Origin of the sequence: Pseudomonas sp., from assembly GCF_041601375.1 — a bacterium.
In the GTDB taxonomy this organism is placed as follows: domain Bacteria; phylum Pseudomonadota; class Gammaproteobacteria; order Pseudomonadales; family Pseudomonadaceae; genus Aquipseudomonas.
On record NZ_JBFIIG010000104.1, the window covers coordinates 1 to 14,798 of the forward strand.

The following is a 14,798-nucleotide window of genomic DNA, read 5'->3' on the forward strand; positions in this document are numbered from 1 at the left end:
GAGGGGCTGGGCGGCACCCCGCTTTAGCCGCGACAACAACTCTTGAAAGCGCGCCGCTAAAGCGCCTCCCACGCCGTTGCGCCATGACGAAGCTCGCGGCCAACAACGCTTTCCGGATTTCATTCCGGGCTACGGAACTGTTAACCCCTCTCGAACCCCGGATTTTCGATCAACACTGCCATACCCTGGCCGCCACCGATGCAGGCGGCGGCGATGCCGTAGCGCTGGTTGGCCGTGCGCAGTTGTCGGGCCAAACTCAAGGTCAGGCGCAAGCCGGTGGCGGCCAGCGGATGGCCGAGGGCGATGGAGCCGCCCTGCCGGTTGAGGCGCTGCGGGTCGAGCTGCAATTCGCGCTGCACCGCCAGCACCTGGGCGGCCTGGGCTTCGTTGATCTCGAAGCGGGCGATATCGGCCAGGCGCAGGCCGCTACGCGCCAGCAACAGGCGGATCGCCGGCGCCGGGCCGATGCCCATCAGCTCAGGCGCCACGCCGACCACCGCCGTCGCCAGCAGCCGCGCCAACGGCGTGCGCCCCGCCGCCGCACTGACCGATCCAACCAGGGCCGCCGCCGCACCGTCGACCACCGCGCAACTGTTGCCGGCGGTCTGCACGCCGCCGGCATGGATCGCACGCAGACGCGATAAAGCCGCCAGGCTGGTCGAGCGCGGATGGCTGTCCTGGGCGAGCGACTCGACACCTCGCGGCAAGGCGATGCCGCGCGGCTGATAGCCGTCCAGCTCGAAGGATTCGCTGTGCACACTGACGATTTCATCGGCGAACACGCCCTCGCCCTGCGTCGCCAGCGCCGCCTCGAAACTGCGCAAGGCATAGGCGTCGGCGTCCTCGCGAGCGATGCCATAGCGCCGCGCCAGATTCTCCGCGGTGCCGATCATATCGATGCCCGCAGCCGGATCGAACAGCGCCTCCCAGAGGAAATCCTTGAACTCCACCCCAGCGCCGAGACGGAAGCCGCCACGGTGGGTGTAGGCGGCAATCGGGTTGCGCGACATCGATTCGCTGGCAACGCACAAGGCCAACTGGGCGCGCCCGGCGGCGATCTGCTCGCCGGCCTGGCGCAGCAGCTCGAAACCGGTGCCGCAGATGCGCTGCACGCCCAAGGCGGGCACCGCCTGCGGCACGCCGCTGTACAGGCCGATATGACGCGGCAGCAGGTAGGCATCGAAACTCGCCTGGGCCACGCAACCGGCCAGTACGCTATCCACCGCCACAGGATCGATGGCGGCACGGCGCAACACCTCGCGGCCGACCTTGATCCCCAGGTCGGTCGGCGAAACCAGGCCCAGGGCACCGCCGTAGTCGCACCAGGGCGTGCGCACGGCCTCGAGGATCGCGACGTCGTCGAACGCCGAATAGAGGCCATCGCCCATGCTCAGCGCTCCGCTGTCACACGCTGCGGATCCGCACCCTGATAGAGGGTTTCGATTCGCTCGGCGCGGCAACTGAGGATCACCCGCTGGTTGAGCGAGCCCTTGTCGGTGACCTCGCCCTTGTCCAGCGAGGGCGGCTCGCTCATCAGGCAGGCCCAGGCCACGCGCGAGGCGCTGCCGGTGGCATGCTGGTTGAGGTGCTCGAGCAATTCGCCGAGCCAGGCCCGTACCCGCGGTGCGGCCAGCACCTGCTCGGCGCTGGCGTCGCCCGGCAAACCGGCCAGTTCGCGGCAGGCCGGCAACTGCGGAAACACCAGCAGGCCGATGCATTCGCGGTCCGGTGCGGTCACCACCACATCCTGGATATAGGGCGCGCCAGCCATGATCACCCGCGTGCGCAACGGGCCGACGCTGACGAATACCCCGGTATTGAGCTTGAAGTCCTCGGCGATGCGGCCATCGAACATCAGGCCCCATTCCGGGTGCTCGGGGTCGGCCAGTTTCAGCGCATCGCCGGAGCAGTAGAAGCCCTCTTCGTCGAACACCGCCGCGCTCTGCTCGGGCGCACGCCAGTAGCCCGGCATCACATGGGGGCCGCTGAAACGCCCTTCGAGCTTGCCGTCGACCGGCACCAACTTGACCTCGCAGCCCGGCGCCGGCAGGCCGACATAGCCGGCCATCGACAGCGGCCCGGTGGTGAAGGTGCAGGACGGTGCGGTTTCGGTCATGCCGATGCCCGCCATCATGCGGATACGTTCGCCGCAATGCGCCTCGGCCACCGCGTCGAGGCGATTCCAGACCGCCTGGGACAACCCGGCGCCGGCGAAGAAGAACAGCTTGATCCGGGCGAAGAAGGTCTCGCGCAGCTCGGCATCCACCTCTAGGGCGGCAACCAGCTCCTCCCAGCCCTTGGGCACGGTGAGGTAGGCGGTCGGCGAAATCTCGCGCAGGTTGCGCAGGGTCTCGGCGAAATGCTGCGGCGTCGGCTTGCCGTCGTCGATATACAGGGTGCCGCCGTTGTACAGCACGATGCCGACGTTATGGCTGCCGCCGAAGGTGTGATTCCACGGCAGCCAGTCGACCAGTACCGGCGGCGCCTCGCCGAACACCGGGAAGGTCTGCAGGAGCATCTGCTGGTTGGCGCAAAGCATGCGCTGAGTGGTGATCACCGCCTTGGGCAGCTTGGTCGAGCCGCTGGTGAAGAGGAATTTGGCGATGCTATCGGGGCCGGTCGCGGCAAAGGCCGCATCCGCCTCATCGCAGGCCTCGGTCCCGAGCAGGCTGGCGAACGAGCGGCACTCGCGCCCCGCCACTTCGCCTGCGGTCAGCAGCAACGGCGTGGCGGCCGGTATCACCGCTTCGATGGCCCGGACGAAGGCCTGGCCATCGGCGGCGAACACCAACCCCGGCTGCAGCAGCGTGCAGATGTGCTGCAGCTTGGTGTAGTCCTGGGCCACCAGCGAATAGGCCGGCGACACCGGGCAATAGGGCACGCCGATATACAGGGCGGCGCAGGCCAGTTGCAGGTGCTCGAGGTCATTGCCGGACAGAATCAACAGCGGCCGCTCGACCGACAGATCAAAATCCAGCAGCCCCTGGGCGATGCTGCGCACCCGCCCGAGCATCTCGGCATAGCTGATGCGCTGCCACTCGCCATCGGCGCCGCGACGGGCGATAAAGGTCTGCTCGGGACGTTCTTCGGCCCAGCGCAGCAGGCGATCGAGCAGGCGCTGCGGATACGCCTGCAGTGGCTCCAGCGCCTGCATATACAGTTCCTGCCCGACCTGGCGCAGTTGCACCGCCGGCATGCCGATCGATACCGGCCGATAGGCAGGCTCGACGTGACCGCTAGATTGGCTATTCACCTGTGAAACTCCTCAGCAAAGCATTCCCGGACTGCCGGCCGCCCCACCCTAGGGTGGCTGGCCGGGCCCGAGTCGATTGTTCTTGTCGTGTTGCTTGCCTGTTAAGGATCTGCTGCCGCCGGTCGGCGCAGAAAATCCTGCGCAGGTTCATATCGGGTAATGGCGCGGCCCGTTCTGAATGGTCACCCAGCGCAACTGGGTGAAGAAATCGATCGACGCCTTGCTGCCGAAGCTGCCGTAACCGCTGGCCTTGACCCCGCCGAAGGGCATCTGCGCCTCGTCGTGCACGGTCGGGCCGTTGATATGGCAGATACCCGACTCGACCCGTTGCGCCAGCACCAGGGCGCGCGACACATCGCGACTGAAGATCGCCGCCGACAGGCCGAACTCCGAGTCGTTGGCCAGGCGCAGCAACTCTTCGTCGCCCGCGCCGCGCAGCACCACCGCCACCGGGCTGAAGGATTCCTCATGGTACAGGCGCATGTCCGCGGTGACGCCATCGAGCAGGGTCGCCTGCATGATGCTGCCGTCCAACTGGCCGCCGGTGACCAGGCGCGCGCCCTTGGCCACGGCATCGTCGATCAGCGCCTTGATCCGCTGGCCAGCCGACACATCGATCAACGAACCGAGCAGCGAGGCGCCATCCTGCGGATCGCCGGCACGCAAGCTGGCAACTTTATTCGCCAATTTCTCGACGAAGGCATCGGCCACCTTGGCATCGACCACCAACCGCTCGGTGGACATGCAGATCTGCCCCTGATTGAAGTAGGCGCCAAAGGCCGCGGCCTCTACCGCCGCATCCAGGTCGGCATCGTCCAGCACCAGCAACGGCGCCTTACCACCCAGCTCCAGCAACGCCGGCTTCAGGTGCCGCGCAGACAGTTCGCCGACGATCCGCCCGACATGGGTGGAGCCGGTGAAATTCACCCGGCGTACCGCCGGGTTGGCGATCAGCCGGGCGACGATGGCCGGCGCATCTTCCGGCGCATTAGTGATCACGTTGACCACGCCATCGCCGAGGCCAGCATCCTGCAATACCTGGCCGATCAGCCGGTGCACTGCAGGGCTCAGCTCGGACGCCTTGAGCACCACAGTATTACCGCAGGCCAACGGCATCGCCAGCGCCCGGGTGCCGAGGATCACCGGCGCGTTCCAGGGCGCGATGCCGAGCACCACGCCGCAGGGTTGGCGCAGGGCCATGGCGAAGCTGCCGGGCACGTCGGACGGGACCACCTCGCCATAAATCTGCGTGGTCATCGCCGCTGCCTCGCGCAGCATGCCGGCGGCCAGGTGCACGTTGAAGCCGTACCAGTTGGCCATCGCCCCGGTCTCACCGGCCAGCGCGAGGAACTCGGGAGCCCGCGCCGCCATTTGCTCGGCGGCCTTGAGCAGGCGCGCGCGCCGCTCGTTGGGCGCCAATGCGGCCCAGGCCGGGAACGCCGCCTGCGCCGCGGCCACGGCGGCATCGGCATCTTCCAGGGTGGCAGCGGCGACCCGCGACACCACTTCTCCGGTCACCGGATTGCAGCGCTCGAACACGCGACCATCGGCAGCCGGTCGCGACTCACCGCCAATCAGCAAAGGCACCTCGAACATGGGGAATTCCTCTTGTTGTGCTTGTTCAAATCGATCGCCGTAGCGAGAGCGTCTCCAGGCGTTCGCGTAATGTCAGCAGCGGGCGCCTGGGGACGGGTCGCAATAGCCGAGTATTAGCGCTTGTAGGCCTGCAGACCCGGCTTAATGCTCTTCTCGTCGAGGAACTGCTTCATGCCCTGCTCGCGGCCGCCTTCGGTGTCGAGCAGGCGCGACTGGTCGAGCTTGGCGTACAGGTAATCCTCGTTCTGCTCCCAGGTCAGTTCGCGGCAGCGCTTGAAGCCGATCTTCGCCGCACGCAGCACCACCGGGTTCTTCTCCAGCAGGTTGCGCGCCAGCTCGATGGTGGTCTCGCGCAGTTGCGCCAGCGGCACGCTCTCGTTGACCAGGCCCATCTGCGCGGCTTTCTGCCCGTCGAAGGTCTTGCCGGTCATGATGTAGTACAGCGACTGGCGGTGGCCGACGGTATCGGCCATGGCCTTGCTCACCAGGTTGCCCGGCGGGATGCCCCAGTTGATTTCCGACAGGCCGAAGGTCGCCTCGTCGGCGCAGATCGCCAGATCGCAGGCCACCAGCGGGCTGAAGCCGCCACCGAAGCACCAGCCATTGACCATGGCGATGGTCGGCTTGGTGTACATGCGCAGCAGCTTCCACTGCCATTGCGAAGCTTCGCGGCGGATCTTCTCCTGGAGGATTTCCGGGCCGGCGTCGATTTCGCGGAAGTATTCCTTCAGGTCCATGCCCGCGGTCCAGGCTTCGCCGGCACCGGTCAACACCAGCACGCCGGCCTCGGGATCCTGCTCCAGGGTTTCCAGCACCTCGACCATTTCGCGGTTCAGGGTCGGGCTCATGGCGTTGCGCTTTTCCGGACGATTGAGAATCACCCAGGCGATACCCTCTTCGAGCTCGACCTTGACGGTTTTCCAACGGTTCTCGTAGCTGCTCATCTCTCACCTCTTGTCTTGGCTGTTAGCGCCTGGAGACAAAATTACCCCGCAAATATAGTTATGTCAATTAACTATATTTGCGAAATTGACAGGCCACGAAATAATGAGTGTCGCCAAACGCCCGCTTTAGAGGCTTGATAGTCAAGAAAAAGAGGCAAGCACGCGTGCAACGCCAGGAAATAACCTTAACAAACATAACCTTATTATCGGACGAGGCGGCCAGGTAGGTTGGGGCGGGGCGCGTAGCCGGAGGAGCACAGCGACGAAGCCCAACGGCGCTGCGGCGGGCGCAAGCGTTATCGGCTCGCGCCAAAAATAAAAAACCGCCGAAACAGCGCAAAGGCTGCCGGCGGTTCGAGGTGAAGCAGTGGTGCTCAGTCCTGCAGCGACTCCACGCCCAGCTCGTCCCACACCTCCTCGGCCAGGTGGAAGCTCGCGTTGGCCGCCGGGATGCCGCAATAGATCGCGCTGTGCATCAGCAGCTCCTTGATCTCGTCGCGGGTCACGCCGTTGTTCTTCGCCGCGCGCAGGTGCAGCCTGAGTTCGCCTTCGCGGTTCATGCCGATCAGCATGGCGATGGTGATCAGGCTGCGGGTGTGCCGTGGCAGACCGGGGCGAGTCCAGATATCGCCCCAGGCGTGACGGGTGATCATGTCCTGGAACTCTTCGTTGAACGGCGTGATGTGCTGCAGGCTGCGCTCGACATGGGCGTCGCCCAATACCGCGCGGCGCACCTGCATGCCAGCTTCGTAGCGTTGTTTCTCGTCCATTTCCAACTCCGGGTAAGAGATGGTGCGCGCGGCGCACCCTACGGGCGAATCGCGGCCCAGCGTAGGGTGCGCTGTGCGCACCAGGGTAATCACGGCTAAAGGTCATCCACTCCTGGAGGGACACGCGTCCTTTAACTATTCAGGGCTCGATGTTCGGCCAGGGCCCGCGTCACCCAGCGCTGCGCCTGCCCCAGGTAATGGGCGGGGTCGAGCAGGCGATCCAGTTCGGCGGCACTCAATTGGGCGCAGACCTCGGCATGCTCGCCCAGCACCTCGCGCAGATGACGGCGTTCGGCGATGGCCTGGCGGCAGCACTGCTCGATCAGGTGATGGGCCGTGTCGCGGCCGATGCGCTGGGCCAGGGCGATGCTCACCGCCTCGGCCAGCAGCAGGCCTCGGGTCATGTCGAGGTTGCTGCGCATCCGCGCGCCGTCCACCTGCAGGCCGGGCACGGCGAGCAGCGCCTGCTGCAGGGCACCGGAAACCAGGCTGCACAGCTCGGGCAGGGTCTGCCACTCGGCATGCCACAGGCCCAGGCTGCGCTCGTGCTCCTGGGGCATGGCGGCGAACAGGGTCGCGACCAGCCCCGGGGCGCGGGTGGCGGCGGCGATCAGCACCGCCGCACCGACCGGGTTGCGCTTGTGCGGCATGGTCGAGGAGCCGCCCTTGCCCGCTGCTGCGGGCTCGAAGACTTCCGCCAGCTCGGTTTGCATCAGCAGGCTCAGATCGCGCCCCAGCTTGCCCAGGCTGCCGGCGATCAGGGCGAGCAACGCGGCGAACTCGACCAGGCGATCGCGCTGGGTGTGCCAAGGCTGATCGGGCAACGCCAGAGCCAGCTCCTCGGCCAGCGCTTCGGACACCGCCCAGCCCTGTTCGCCGAGCGCCGCCAGGGTGCCGGCCGCGCCGCCGAACTGCAGCACCAGCAGGCGCGGTTTGAGTTCGGCCAGGCGCTGGCGATGGCGGGTGACGGCGCCGAGCACGCTGGCCAGCTTCATGCCCAGGGTCACCGGGGTGGCGTGTTGCAGCCAGGTGCGCCCGGGCAGCACGCTGTCGACATGACGCTCGGCCTGCACCGCCAGGGCCTCGGCCAACTGCGCCAGATCGGCATCGAGCAGCGCGCAGGCCTGGCGCAGCTGCAGCACCAGGCCAGTGTCCATCGCGTCCTGGCTGGTGGCGCCGAGATGGACATAGCGTTCGGCCTCCGGGTCTGCCGCCGCGATCTGCCGCCCCAGCGCCTTGACCAGCGGAATCGCCGAGTTGCCCGCCAAGGCAATGGCCTCGGCCAGTTCGGCAAATTCATAGTGCTCGGCGCGGCAGGCCGCCTCGATCGGGGCCAGCGCCGCCTGCGGGATCAAGCCGACACGGGCTTCGGCGCGGGCCAGGGCCGCTTCGAAATCGAGCATGCCCTGGACCCGCCCGCTGTCGGAAAACACCGCACTCATGGCAGCGCTGGCGAAGTAACGGTCGAACAGTTGGTTGCTCAAGAGCGGTTCATCCTCACAGGTGCCTGCATTGCAGCCTAGCTCGTCGCACCGGGCTGGCGACCCCCGGCATTGTCAGCCCGGTACGCCGGCCGCAGCGGCACGTTTCTTTAAAAATCGAAGAATACCGTCTCGCCTTCGCCCTGGATGCGGATGTCGAAACGATAGGCGGTTTTGCCGTCCAGTTCGCAGCGCTTGGCGATCAGGGTTTCTCGGCGTTGCGGCTGTTCGATCAGGTTGAGCACCGGATCCTGGGCGTTGGCCTCGGCCTCGTCGTCGAAGTACAGGCGGGTCTGCAGGTGGATGTTGATGCCCCGGGCAAACAGGCTGACGTTGACGTGCGGCGCCATGGCGACCCCGGCGGCATTCAGCACCACCCCCGGCTTGATCGTCTGCACGCTCCACTCGCTACCGGCATCGAAGGTGGTGGCGGTGCGGGCGAAGCCGTTGAAGGGCTTTTCCAGGTCGAAGTCCGGCTGGTAATGCCCCAGGTGATCGGCCTGCCACAGCTCGAGGAAGGAGTCGCGCACCAGGTGGCCGTTGCCGTCGTAGACCTGGCCTATCAGGGTGATGTGCTCGCCCGGCGCATCGGCCTTGGCCATCTGGTTCCAGACTTCCTGGTCGCGGCTCGGATTACCGGCAGCCGCCAGGGCCAGGCCGATATGCACGTAGGGGCCGGCAGTCTGCGAAGGGGTTTCCGGTAGCAGTTGAACGGGCATGGGGAAATCCTCCTCAGCGGTTTTCGAAGTGGGTCTGGCGCTGACCGCGCAGGACGATGTCGAAGCGGTAGGCCAGGCAATCCATGGGATTGGCCGCACTCATGTCGAGCCTGGCGATCAGGCTCTGTACCGCATCCGGGTTGGCGATCGACTTGACGATCGGGCACAGCGGGATCAGCGGGTCGCCCTCGAAATACAGCTGGGTGATCAGGCGGGTGGCGATCGACGGACCGCTGATGGAAAAATGGATATGCGCCGGACGCCAGTCGTTCGGGCCGTTGCGCCACGGGTAGGGGCCGGGCTTGACGGTGCGGAAGCTGTAGCGGCCTTCGCTGTCGCTCAGCGCCCGCCCGACCCCGCCGAAGTTGGGGTCGAGCGGTGCCAGGTAGCGGTCGTTCTTGTGCCGATAACGGCCACCGGCGTTGGCCTGCCACATCTCCACCAGGGTGTGCGGGATCGGCTTGCCGTATTGGTCCATGACCCGGCCGCTGACCAGGATGCGCTCGCCTACCGGTAACCCGCCGTTGTTGAAGTTGAGCAGCAGGTCGTTGTCGTGCCGGCCCATCTGCAGGTGGGAAAAGTCCGGCCCGCTGGTTTCCGAGATCGACTGCGGGATGCTCACCAGCGCCTGGCGCGGCGAACGGGCAATCGAGGTCTTGTAATCCGGGGTGAAGGCTTTCGGGTGCCAGTTGCGATCACGGATGACGAAACGGCTGTTGTCCTCGGCGGGCATGCTGCGCTCCTGCTTGTTGAGAGTATGGCGGCGGCCTGTCGAACAGGCGGTGACCGCAGTCTCGAACAAACGACAGCGCGCGGAAATTGAAAAGAGCACTGCGTCACATAACCATTTGGTTATGTGAAAAGACCCGCGCGGTACTCCCCCGCCACCTCGCGCAGCACCTCGCAGAAGTCCAGCGCCGGCAGCGGCAGGGGCAAGGCGCTATTGCTGCAGATGCCCACGGAGCCACCCGGCTCCTCGATGCCCAGGGCCAGCTCGGCCAGTTCGCCATGGCGCACATCCAGGCGCACGGCATCCTGCGGCGCGACCCAGATCGCCTCACTGGACAGCACATAGCGCCGGCTCAGGGCCAGCGACAGGGTTTCCAGACGCTGCCGCGCAGGGCTGACACCGCATTGCACGAACAGGCTGTCGGCATGCTTACGAATGGTGGTGCCGGCCAGCGGCAGCACCAGCGGGTAATCGCCCAGGCGTCCCAGCGCCGCGGCACCGGCGCTTGACAGCGGATGACCGGGGCGCACCACCAGGGTCATCGACTCGCTGTACAGGTGCTCGAAGGTCAGCCCCTGGATATCCGGGCTGTCGGTCATGCGCCCGACCACCAGGTCGAGGTCGCCGACCCGCAACTGGGCCAGCAGATAGGCACTCGGTCCAGTGGCGATGCTCACCACCAGGGCCCCGTGACGCTGGTGCAGGCGGCACACCACCTCGGGAATCAGCAGACTTTCCACCGTCGACAGCACCCCCACCCGGACCTGCCCGGCGTCATGCTCACCGCCGCGCAGGCTGTTGACCCCATCGCGCAGCGCCTGCACACAGGGGCCGGCGTAACGCATAAAGGCCACCCCGGCCGCGGTCAGGCTGACAGGGCCCTTGCCACGTTCGAACAGCGAGGCCGCGAGAATCTCTTCCAGCTCCTTGAGCGTCTTGGAAATCGCCGGCTGACTCACCGCCAGCGCATCGGCGGCCTTGGCAAAACTGCGCTGGCGAGCGATCTCGAGAAAGCAGACCAGGTGGCGAAACTTGATGCGGGTGTCGACATTCATCGGATCAGCCTGGCGCTCCTGATGCCGTACCGGGCGCGTGGATAGGCCGATACGACAGGTCAATGGGTACGGCGAAACTTAACACGACACGCATCGGCGACCCCATGCATGCCGGTACGCCACCCGACCAAGCGCCACCTCGACAGACAGCTGCCTTGTGTCGCCGGCGGCCCGGATCAGTACTCAACCCCGGCGGGCAAGCTCAGGCAGCGGCAGCCCGACGCGGCACAACTACTGCCGATTCAACCCGCGCAAGGCCCAGAAGGCCAACCCGGCGGAAACCACCTCGATCAGCAATGCCAGCAGGTTGAAGGTCTGCTGGGCGCCGCCGTCCAGCCACAGGCCGCCGATGCGCGCCAGCGCCAGCGAGCTGTACAGCAGCACCAGCAGGGTCAGGGCGGCGCGGGTCAGCTCGAGGCGACTGAGGGCCAAGGCCAGGAACGCTGCCAGGCCGATCTGCAGGCCGCCGTAGTAGGCGCGCACATCGGTCGCCGCGGCCGGTGCCATCAGCAGCATGCCGCTGAGGTTGGCCATCTCGTGGGGCCGGGCGAAGTAGGCCAGGCCCAAACCGGTCAACGCCACCAACTGAATGACTAGAATCACCCGTGCAAACAACATCGCCAGCTCCCTTGTCCCGATAATCGTCCCCGCAGCATAGGCTGCCTGGGACGCATCCGGATACAGCCGCCGATTTGGCTCCCTGCCGGGACAGCGCTATGCTCGGCCAACGATCCACCGTGGAGTTCCAGCATGCGTCCGTTAATCCTTATCGCCGGCCTATTCGCCGGCCTCGCCCAGGCCGCCGAACCGATCGGCATCGACGTGCACCGCGACCCCAATTGCGGCTGCTGCAAGGCCTGGATCAGCCACCTGCAGGACAACGGCTTCAGCGTCAACGACCATGTCGAAAGCGACATGAGCGCGGTCAAGCAGCGCCTGGGCGTGCCGCCGCGCCTGGCCTCCTGTCACACCGGGGTGATCGACGGCAAGTTCGTCGAGGGTCACGTGCCCGCGGCCGACATCCTCAAGCTGCGCCAGCAACCGGATCTGCTCGGCGCCGCCGTGCCGGGCATGCCGGCCGGCTCGCCAGGCATGGAGATGGGCGATCGCCAACAGGCCTACCAGGTCATCGGCCTGGACCAGCAGGGCAAAGAGCGCGTACTCGCCGACTACCCGGGCAACTGATCCAGCGGACTGGCGCCCGCCCCGGAGTGCGACGACACTAACGGCCTGCACATGGCGAGGGGAGCCGGGCAATGCGCTGGAAACGGGCAAGACGCAGCGACAACGTGGTGGATGCGCGCGGCAGCACTGGCGGGAGGCGCTTTGGCGGGGCCAAGGGCCTGAGCCTCGGCGGGGTCGCCGCCGTGGTGATCATCGGTTTGCTGATGGGCCAGGATCCGCTGCAGATCCACGGCCAGTTGGCCGGCCAGGCCACCCAGACCAGCTCGGTCGGCCAGCAACAGAGCGCGCCACCGGCGGCCAACGATGAACAGGCGGAGTTCGTCCGCGCCATCCTCGGCGACACCGAGGACACCTGGCGCGAGATCTTCCAGAGCGCCGACCGCCAATACCGCGACCCGACCCTGGTGCTGTTCCGCGACGGAGTCGACTCGGCCTGTGGCTTCGCCGACTCGGCGGTCGGCCCCTTCTACTGCCCCGGCGATCAGCGGGTCTACCTGGACCTGGCGTTCTTCCGCGAACTGGAACAACGCTTTGCCGCCGCCGGCGACTTCGCCCAGGCCTATGTGATTGCCCATGAGGTGGGCCACCACGTGCAGACCCTGCTCGGCGTTTCCGCCAAGGTGCAGGCCGCACGCCAGCGCGGCGAACGCATGGAGGGCGATAACGGCCTGCTGGTGCGTCAGGAATTGCAGGCCGATTGCCTGGCCGGGATCTGGGCCCATCACGCCCAGCGCCGCCTCGACTGGCTGGAACCGGGCGACCTGGAAGAGGCGCTGAACGCCGCCAATGCCATCGGCGACGACCGTTTGCAGAAACAGACGCGCGACCAGGTGGTGCCGGACTCCTTCACCCACGGCACCTCGGCGCAGCGTATGCGCTGGTTCAAGCTCGGCTTCGAACAGGGTCAAGTCGGCCGTTGCGATACCTTCCAGGTGGCGCGGCTGTAAACCCAACCCGGAGCAAATCCGCGAGTAGCAGTGCCCTTGATTGCTTTCCCCGGATTGCATCCGGGCTACCAAGCTGCCAACCCGGATCGGGTCCGGGTTGCAACGGCTAGCCGCCGCAACCCTCGACTACTGCGCCCAGGGCGGCGGCGGCTCCTCGCCGACGGGTGCGTCTTCGGCATCGAGCAGGGCCAGCCGGCGCGCCTCTTCGGCCAGGGTGGCCTTGATCTCGCGCATCACCGCATCGATATCGGCGGCCTCTTCAGGGTCGTCGAACTCGCCGGTCAGCAGGCTGTCCGGGGTCAGCTCGCCGGCCTCGTACAGCGCCCACATTTCCTTGGCGTACTTGCTGAACTTGAGTTCCGGGGCGAACTGGCCGAAATAGGCGGCCATGTTGCCGACATCGCGTTCGAGCATGCTGAAGGCATGGCTATTGGCGGCGGCATCGACCGCCTGGGGCAGGTCGATGATCACCGGGCCTTCCGGCCCCAGCAGCACGTTGAATTCGGACAAGTCGCCATGCACCAGGCCGGCGCAGAGCATCTTGACCACTTCACCGATCATGAAGGCATGGAATTCGCGGGCATCTTCCGGGTGCAGGTCGACATCGTTGAGGCGCGGTGCAACAGCGCCCTCATAGTCGAGGACCAGCTCCATCAGCAACACGCCCTCGAGGAAGTCGTAGGGCTTGGGCACCCGCACCCCGGCGCCCGCCAGATGGAACAAGGCGGCCACTTCGGCGTTCTGCCAGGAGTCTTCCTGGCCCTTGCGGCCGTACTTGGTGCCCTTGGTCATGGCCCGCGTATCGCGGCTGCTGCGCACTTTGCGGCCTTCCTGATAGACCGCTGCCTGACGGAAACTGCGCTTGTTGGCCTCCTTGTAGACCTTGGCGCAGCGCAGCTCGTCACCACAGCGCACCACGTACACTTCGGCTTCCTTGCCACTCATCAGCGGGCGCATCACTTCGTCGACCAGGCCAGCCTCGACCAGGGGTTCAATACGTTTTGGCGTCTTCATTAGCTTTAATCGTGGGTCCTGTGTTGCCCTATTCGCGTATACCGCCCGTTATACGGCAATCCTCGGGCAGCGCCCAGCCCACGTATGGCCATGCGTCCATTAGCGGATCGACAAATACCGCTGCAATGCCTCGCTGGCTGACCATTGCGCCAGCAAGTGGCTGCCGTGAGCGCCTGGTTTGAAAGCGCGATTGGCATTGGCGTGCCCGGCGCAAGGGTCGACAATCGACTCATCCCTTCCCGGAGCCGCGCCATGCTCGACACCGACCTTTGCTGGCAAGCCGTCTGCGCGCGCGATGCCGCGCGCGATAACCAGTTCGTCTTCGCCGTGCGCTCCACCGGCATCTATTGCCGACCGAGCTGCCCGGCGCGGCGGCCACGGCGCGCCAACGTCAGCTTTCATGCCACCCCGGCGAGCGCCGAAGCGGCCGGTTTTCGCCCGTGCAAACGCTGTACGCCGCAGGGCGCCAGCCCGGCCGAGCAGCTCGACCAACTGGTCACCGCGGCCTGCCGGCTGCTGGTCGAACAGGATCCCACACCCAGCCTCGCCCAGCTCGCCGCACGCATCGGCCTGTCACCCTCGCACCTGGCCCGCGCGTTCAAGGCGCGCACCGGGTTGACGCCGAAGGCCTGGGCCAACGCCCAGCGTCGCGCACAGCTGGAGGCCAGCCTGGCGCAGGCCGATTCGGTACTGGATGCCGCGCTGGCCGCCGGCTACTCCGGCACCCGCGCGCTGTATCAACAGCGCGATGGCTTGACCCCGGCGCAGCGCCGCCGCCAGGCCGCCGGGGAAACCCTGCGCTACGCCATCGCCGCCTGTCCGCTCGGCCACTTGCTGCTGGCCAGCAGCGCCAAGGGCGTCTGCGCCCTGCTGTTCGGCGACAGCCCCGGGGACCTGGAAAGCGAACTGTGCCGGCGCTTCGCCGCCGCCCGGCTGCAACGCGACGATGCCGGCCTGGGCGACTGGTTGCAGCAGGTCATCGGCCAAATCGAGGAACCGCAACGCGCCGCCCGGTTGCCGCTGGACCTGCGCGGCACGGTGTTCCAGCAACGCGTCTGGTGCGCCTTGAGCGAGATCCCCAGCGGCCAGACCCGCCGCTACGGC

14 protein-coding genes are annotated in these 14,798 nt (G+C 66.6%); 3 read left to right on the forward strand and 11 right to left on the reverse strand.

Annotated features, from left to right (window positions below; all coding sequences use genetic code 11):
• Positions 1–140: 140 nt before the first annotated feature.
• The 10 genes from ABZE94_RS14015 to ABZE94_RS14060 form a co-directional block, all read right to left on the reverse strand.
• Positions 141–1,388, reverse strand: coding sequence for an acetyl-CoA C-acyltransferase (locus tag ABZE94_RS14015; protein WP_372876124.1), 1,248 nt, complete (start codon positions 1,386–1,388; stop codon positions 141–143).
• 2 nt (positions 1,389–1,390) lie between these two features.
• Entirely contained in the window at positions 1,391–3,196 is a 1,806-nt protein-coding gene (locus ABZE94_RS14020; protein ID WP_372876137.1) for a feruloyl-CoA synthase, read from the reverse strand.
• Between the two features lie 204 nt (positions 3,197–3,400).
• Complete coding sequence (locus tag ABZE94_RS14025; protein ID WP_372876125.1) at positions 3,401–4,849, reverse strand: aldehyde dehydrogenase; 1,449 nt, start codon at positions 4,847–4,849, stop codon at positions 3,401–3,403.
• A 113-nt stretch (positions 4,850–4,962) separates the two neighbouring features.
• Positions 4,963–5,793, reverse strand: coding sequence for a p-hydroxycinnamoyl CoA hydratase/lyase (locus ABZE94_RS14030; protein ID WP_372876126.1), 831 nt, complete (start codon positions 5,791–5,793; stop codon positions 4,963–4,965).
• A gap of 374 nt (positions 5,794–6,167) precedes the next feature.
• A complete protein-coding gene (gene pcaC, locus ABZE94_RS14035) occupies positions 6,168–6,563 on the reverse strand; it encodes a 4-carboxymuconolactone decarboxylase (RefSeq protein WP_372876127.1) in 396 nt (131 codons plus the stop codon).
• A gap of 131 nt (positions 6,564–6,694) precedes the next feature.
• Positions 6,695–8,047, reverse strand: coding sequence for a 3-carboxy-cis,cis-muconate cycloisomerase (locus ABZE94_RS14040; RefSeq protein WP_372876128.1), 1,353 nt, complete (start codon positions 8,045–8,047; stop codon positions 6,695–6,697).
• Between the two features lie 107 nt (positions 8,048–8,154).
• Entirely contained in the window at positions 8,155–8,763 is a 609-nt protein-coding gene (gene pcaG / locus ABZE94_RS14045; protein ID WP_372876129.1) for a protocatechuate 3,4-dioxygenase subunit alpha, read from the reverse strand.
• 13 nt (positions 8,764–8,776) lie between these two features.
• Positions 8,777–9,496, reverse strand: a complete 720-nt coding sequence (pcaH, locus tag ABZE94_RS14050) for a protocatechuate 3,4-dioxygenase subunit beta (RefSeq protein ID WP_372876130.1) — start codon at positions 9,494–9,496, stop codon at positions 8,777–8,779.
• Between the two features lie 119 nt (positions 9,497–9,615).
• The gene (pcaQ, locus tag ABZE94_RS14055; RefSeq protein WP_372876131.1) at positions 9,616–10,548 is read right to left on the reverse strand and encodes a pca operon transcription factor PcaQ; all 933 of its coding nucleotides are present in this window, start codon (positions 10,546–10,548) and stop codon (positions 9,616–9,618) included.
• A 231-nt stretch (positions 10,549–10,779) separates the two neighbouring features.
• A complete protein-coding gene (locus ABZE94_RS14060) occupies positions 10,780–11,166 on the reverse strand; it encodes a DUF4345 domain-containing protein (RefSeq protein ID WP_372876132.1) in 387 nt (128 codons plus the stop codon).
• A gap of 132 nt (positions 11,167–11,298) precedes the next feature.
• Here ABZE94_RS14060 and ABZE94_RS14065 point away from each other — a divergent pair, with 132 nt between their 5' ends.
• Complete coding sequence (locus ABZE94_RS14065; protein WP_372876133.1) at positions 11,299–11,733, forward strand: DUF411 domain-containing protein; 435 nt, start codon at positions 11,299–11,301, stop codon at positions 11,731–11,733.
• 71 nt (positions 11,734–11,804) lie between these two features.
• Positions 11,805–12,680: a neutral zinc metallopeptidase gene (locus ABZE94_RS14070; RefSeq protein WP_372876134.1), complete on the forward strand. Its 876-nt coding sequence runs from the start codon at positions 11,805–11,807 to the stop codon at positions 12,678–12,680.
• 126 nt (positions 12,681–12,806) lie between these two features.
• Here the strand turns inward: ABZE94_RS14070 and ABZE94_RS14075 are convergent, their stop codons facing one another.
• Positions 12,807–13,694 (reverse strand): PA4780 family RIO1-like protein kinase, encoded by an 888-nt coding sequence (locus tag ABZE94_RS14075; protein ID WP_372876135.1) that lies wholly within the window; start codon positions 13,692–13,694, stop codon positions 12,807–12,809.
• Between the two features lie 252 nt (positions 13,695–13,946).
• Between ABZE94_RS14075 and ABZE94_RS14080 the strand changes: the two genes are divergently transcribed.
• On the forward strand, positions 13,947–14,798 hold an 852-nt coding region (locus ABZE94_RS14080; RefSeq protein ID WP_372876136.1), incomplete at its 3' end, for a bifunctional transcriptional activator/DNA repair enzyme AdaA.

Bases quoted from the DNA above. Each gene is read 5' to 3' on its own strand.
- ABZE94_RS14015 (WP_372876124.1), bottom strand. From the start codon at position 1,388: ATGGGCGATGGCCTCTATTCGGCGTTCGACGACGTCGCGATCCTCGAG.
- ABZE94_RS14020 (WP_372876137.1), bottom strand. From the start codon at position 3,196: ATGCCGGCGGTGCAACTGCGCCAGGTCGGGCAGGAACTGTATATGCAG.
- ABZE94_RS14025 (WP_372876125.1), bottom strand. From the start codon at position 4,849: ATGTTCGAGGTGCCTTTGCTGATTGGCGGTGAGTCGCGACCGGCTGCC.
- ABZE94_RS14030 (WP_372876126.1), bottom strand. From the start codon at position 5,793: ATGAGCAGCTACGAGAACCGTTGGAAAACCGTCAAGGTCGAGCTCGAA.
- pcaC (WP_372876127.1), bottom strand. From the start codon at position 6,563: ATGGACGAGAAACAACGCTACGAAGCTGGCATGCAGGTGCGCCGCGCG.
- pcaG (WP_372876129.1), bottom strand. From the start codon at position 8,763: ATGCCCGTTCAACTGCTACCGGAAACCCCTTCGCAGACTGCCGGCCCC.
- pcaH (WP_372876130.1), bottom strand. From the start codon at position 9,496: ATGCCCGCCGAGGACAACAGCCGTTTCGTCATCCGTGATCGCAACTGG.
- pcaQ (WP_372876131.1), bottom strand. From the start codon at position 10,548: ATGAATGTCGACACCCGCATCAAGTTTCGCCACCTGGTCTGCTTTCTC.
- ABZE94_RS14060 (WP_372876132.1), bottom strand. From the start codon at position 11,166: ATGTTGTTTGCACGGGTGATTCTAGTCATTCAGTTGGTGGCGTTGACC.
- ABZE94_RS14065 (WP_372876133.1), top strand. From the start codon at position 11,299: ATGCGTCCGTTAATCCTTATCGCCGGCCTATTCGCCGGCCTCGCCCAG.
- ABZE94_RS14070 (WP_372876134.1), top strand. From the start codon at position 11,805: ATGCGCTGGAAACGGGCAAGACGCAGCGACAACGTGGTGGATGCGCGC.
- ABZE94_RS14075 (WP_372876135.1), bottom strand. From the start codon at position 13,694: ATGAAGACGCCAAAACGTATTGAACCCCTGGTCGAGGCTGGCCTGGTC.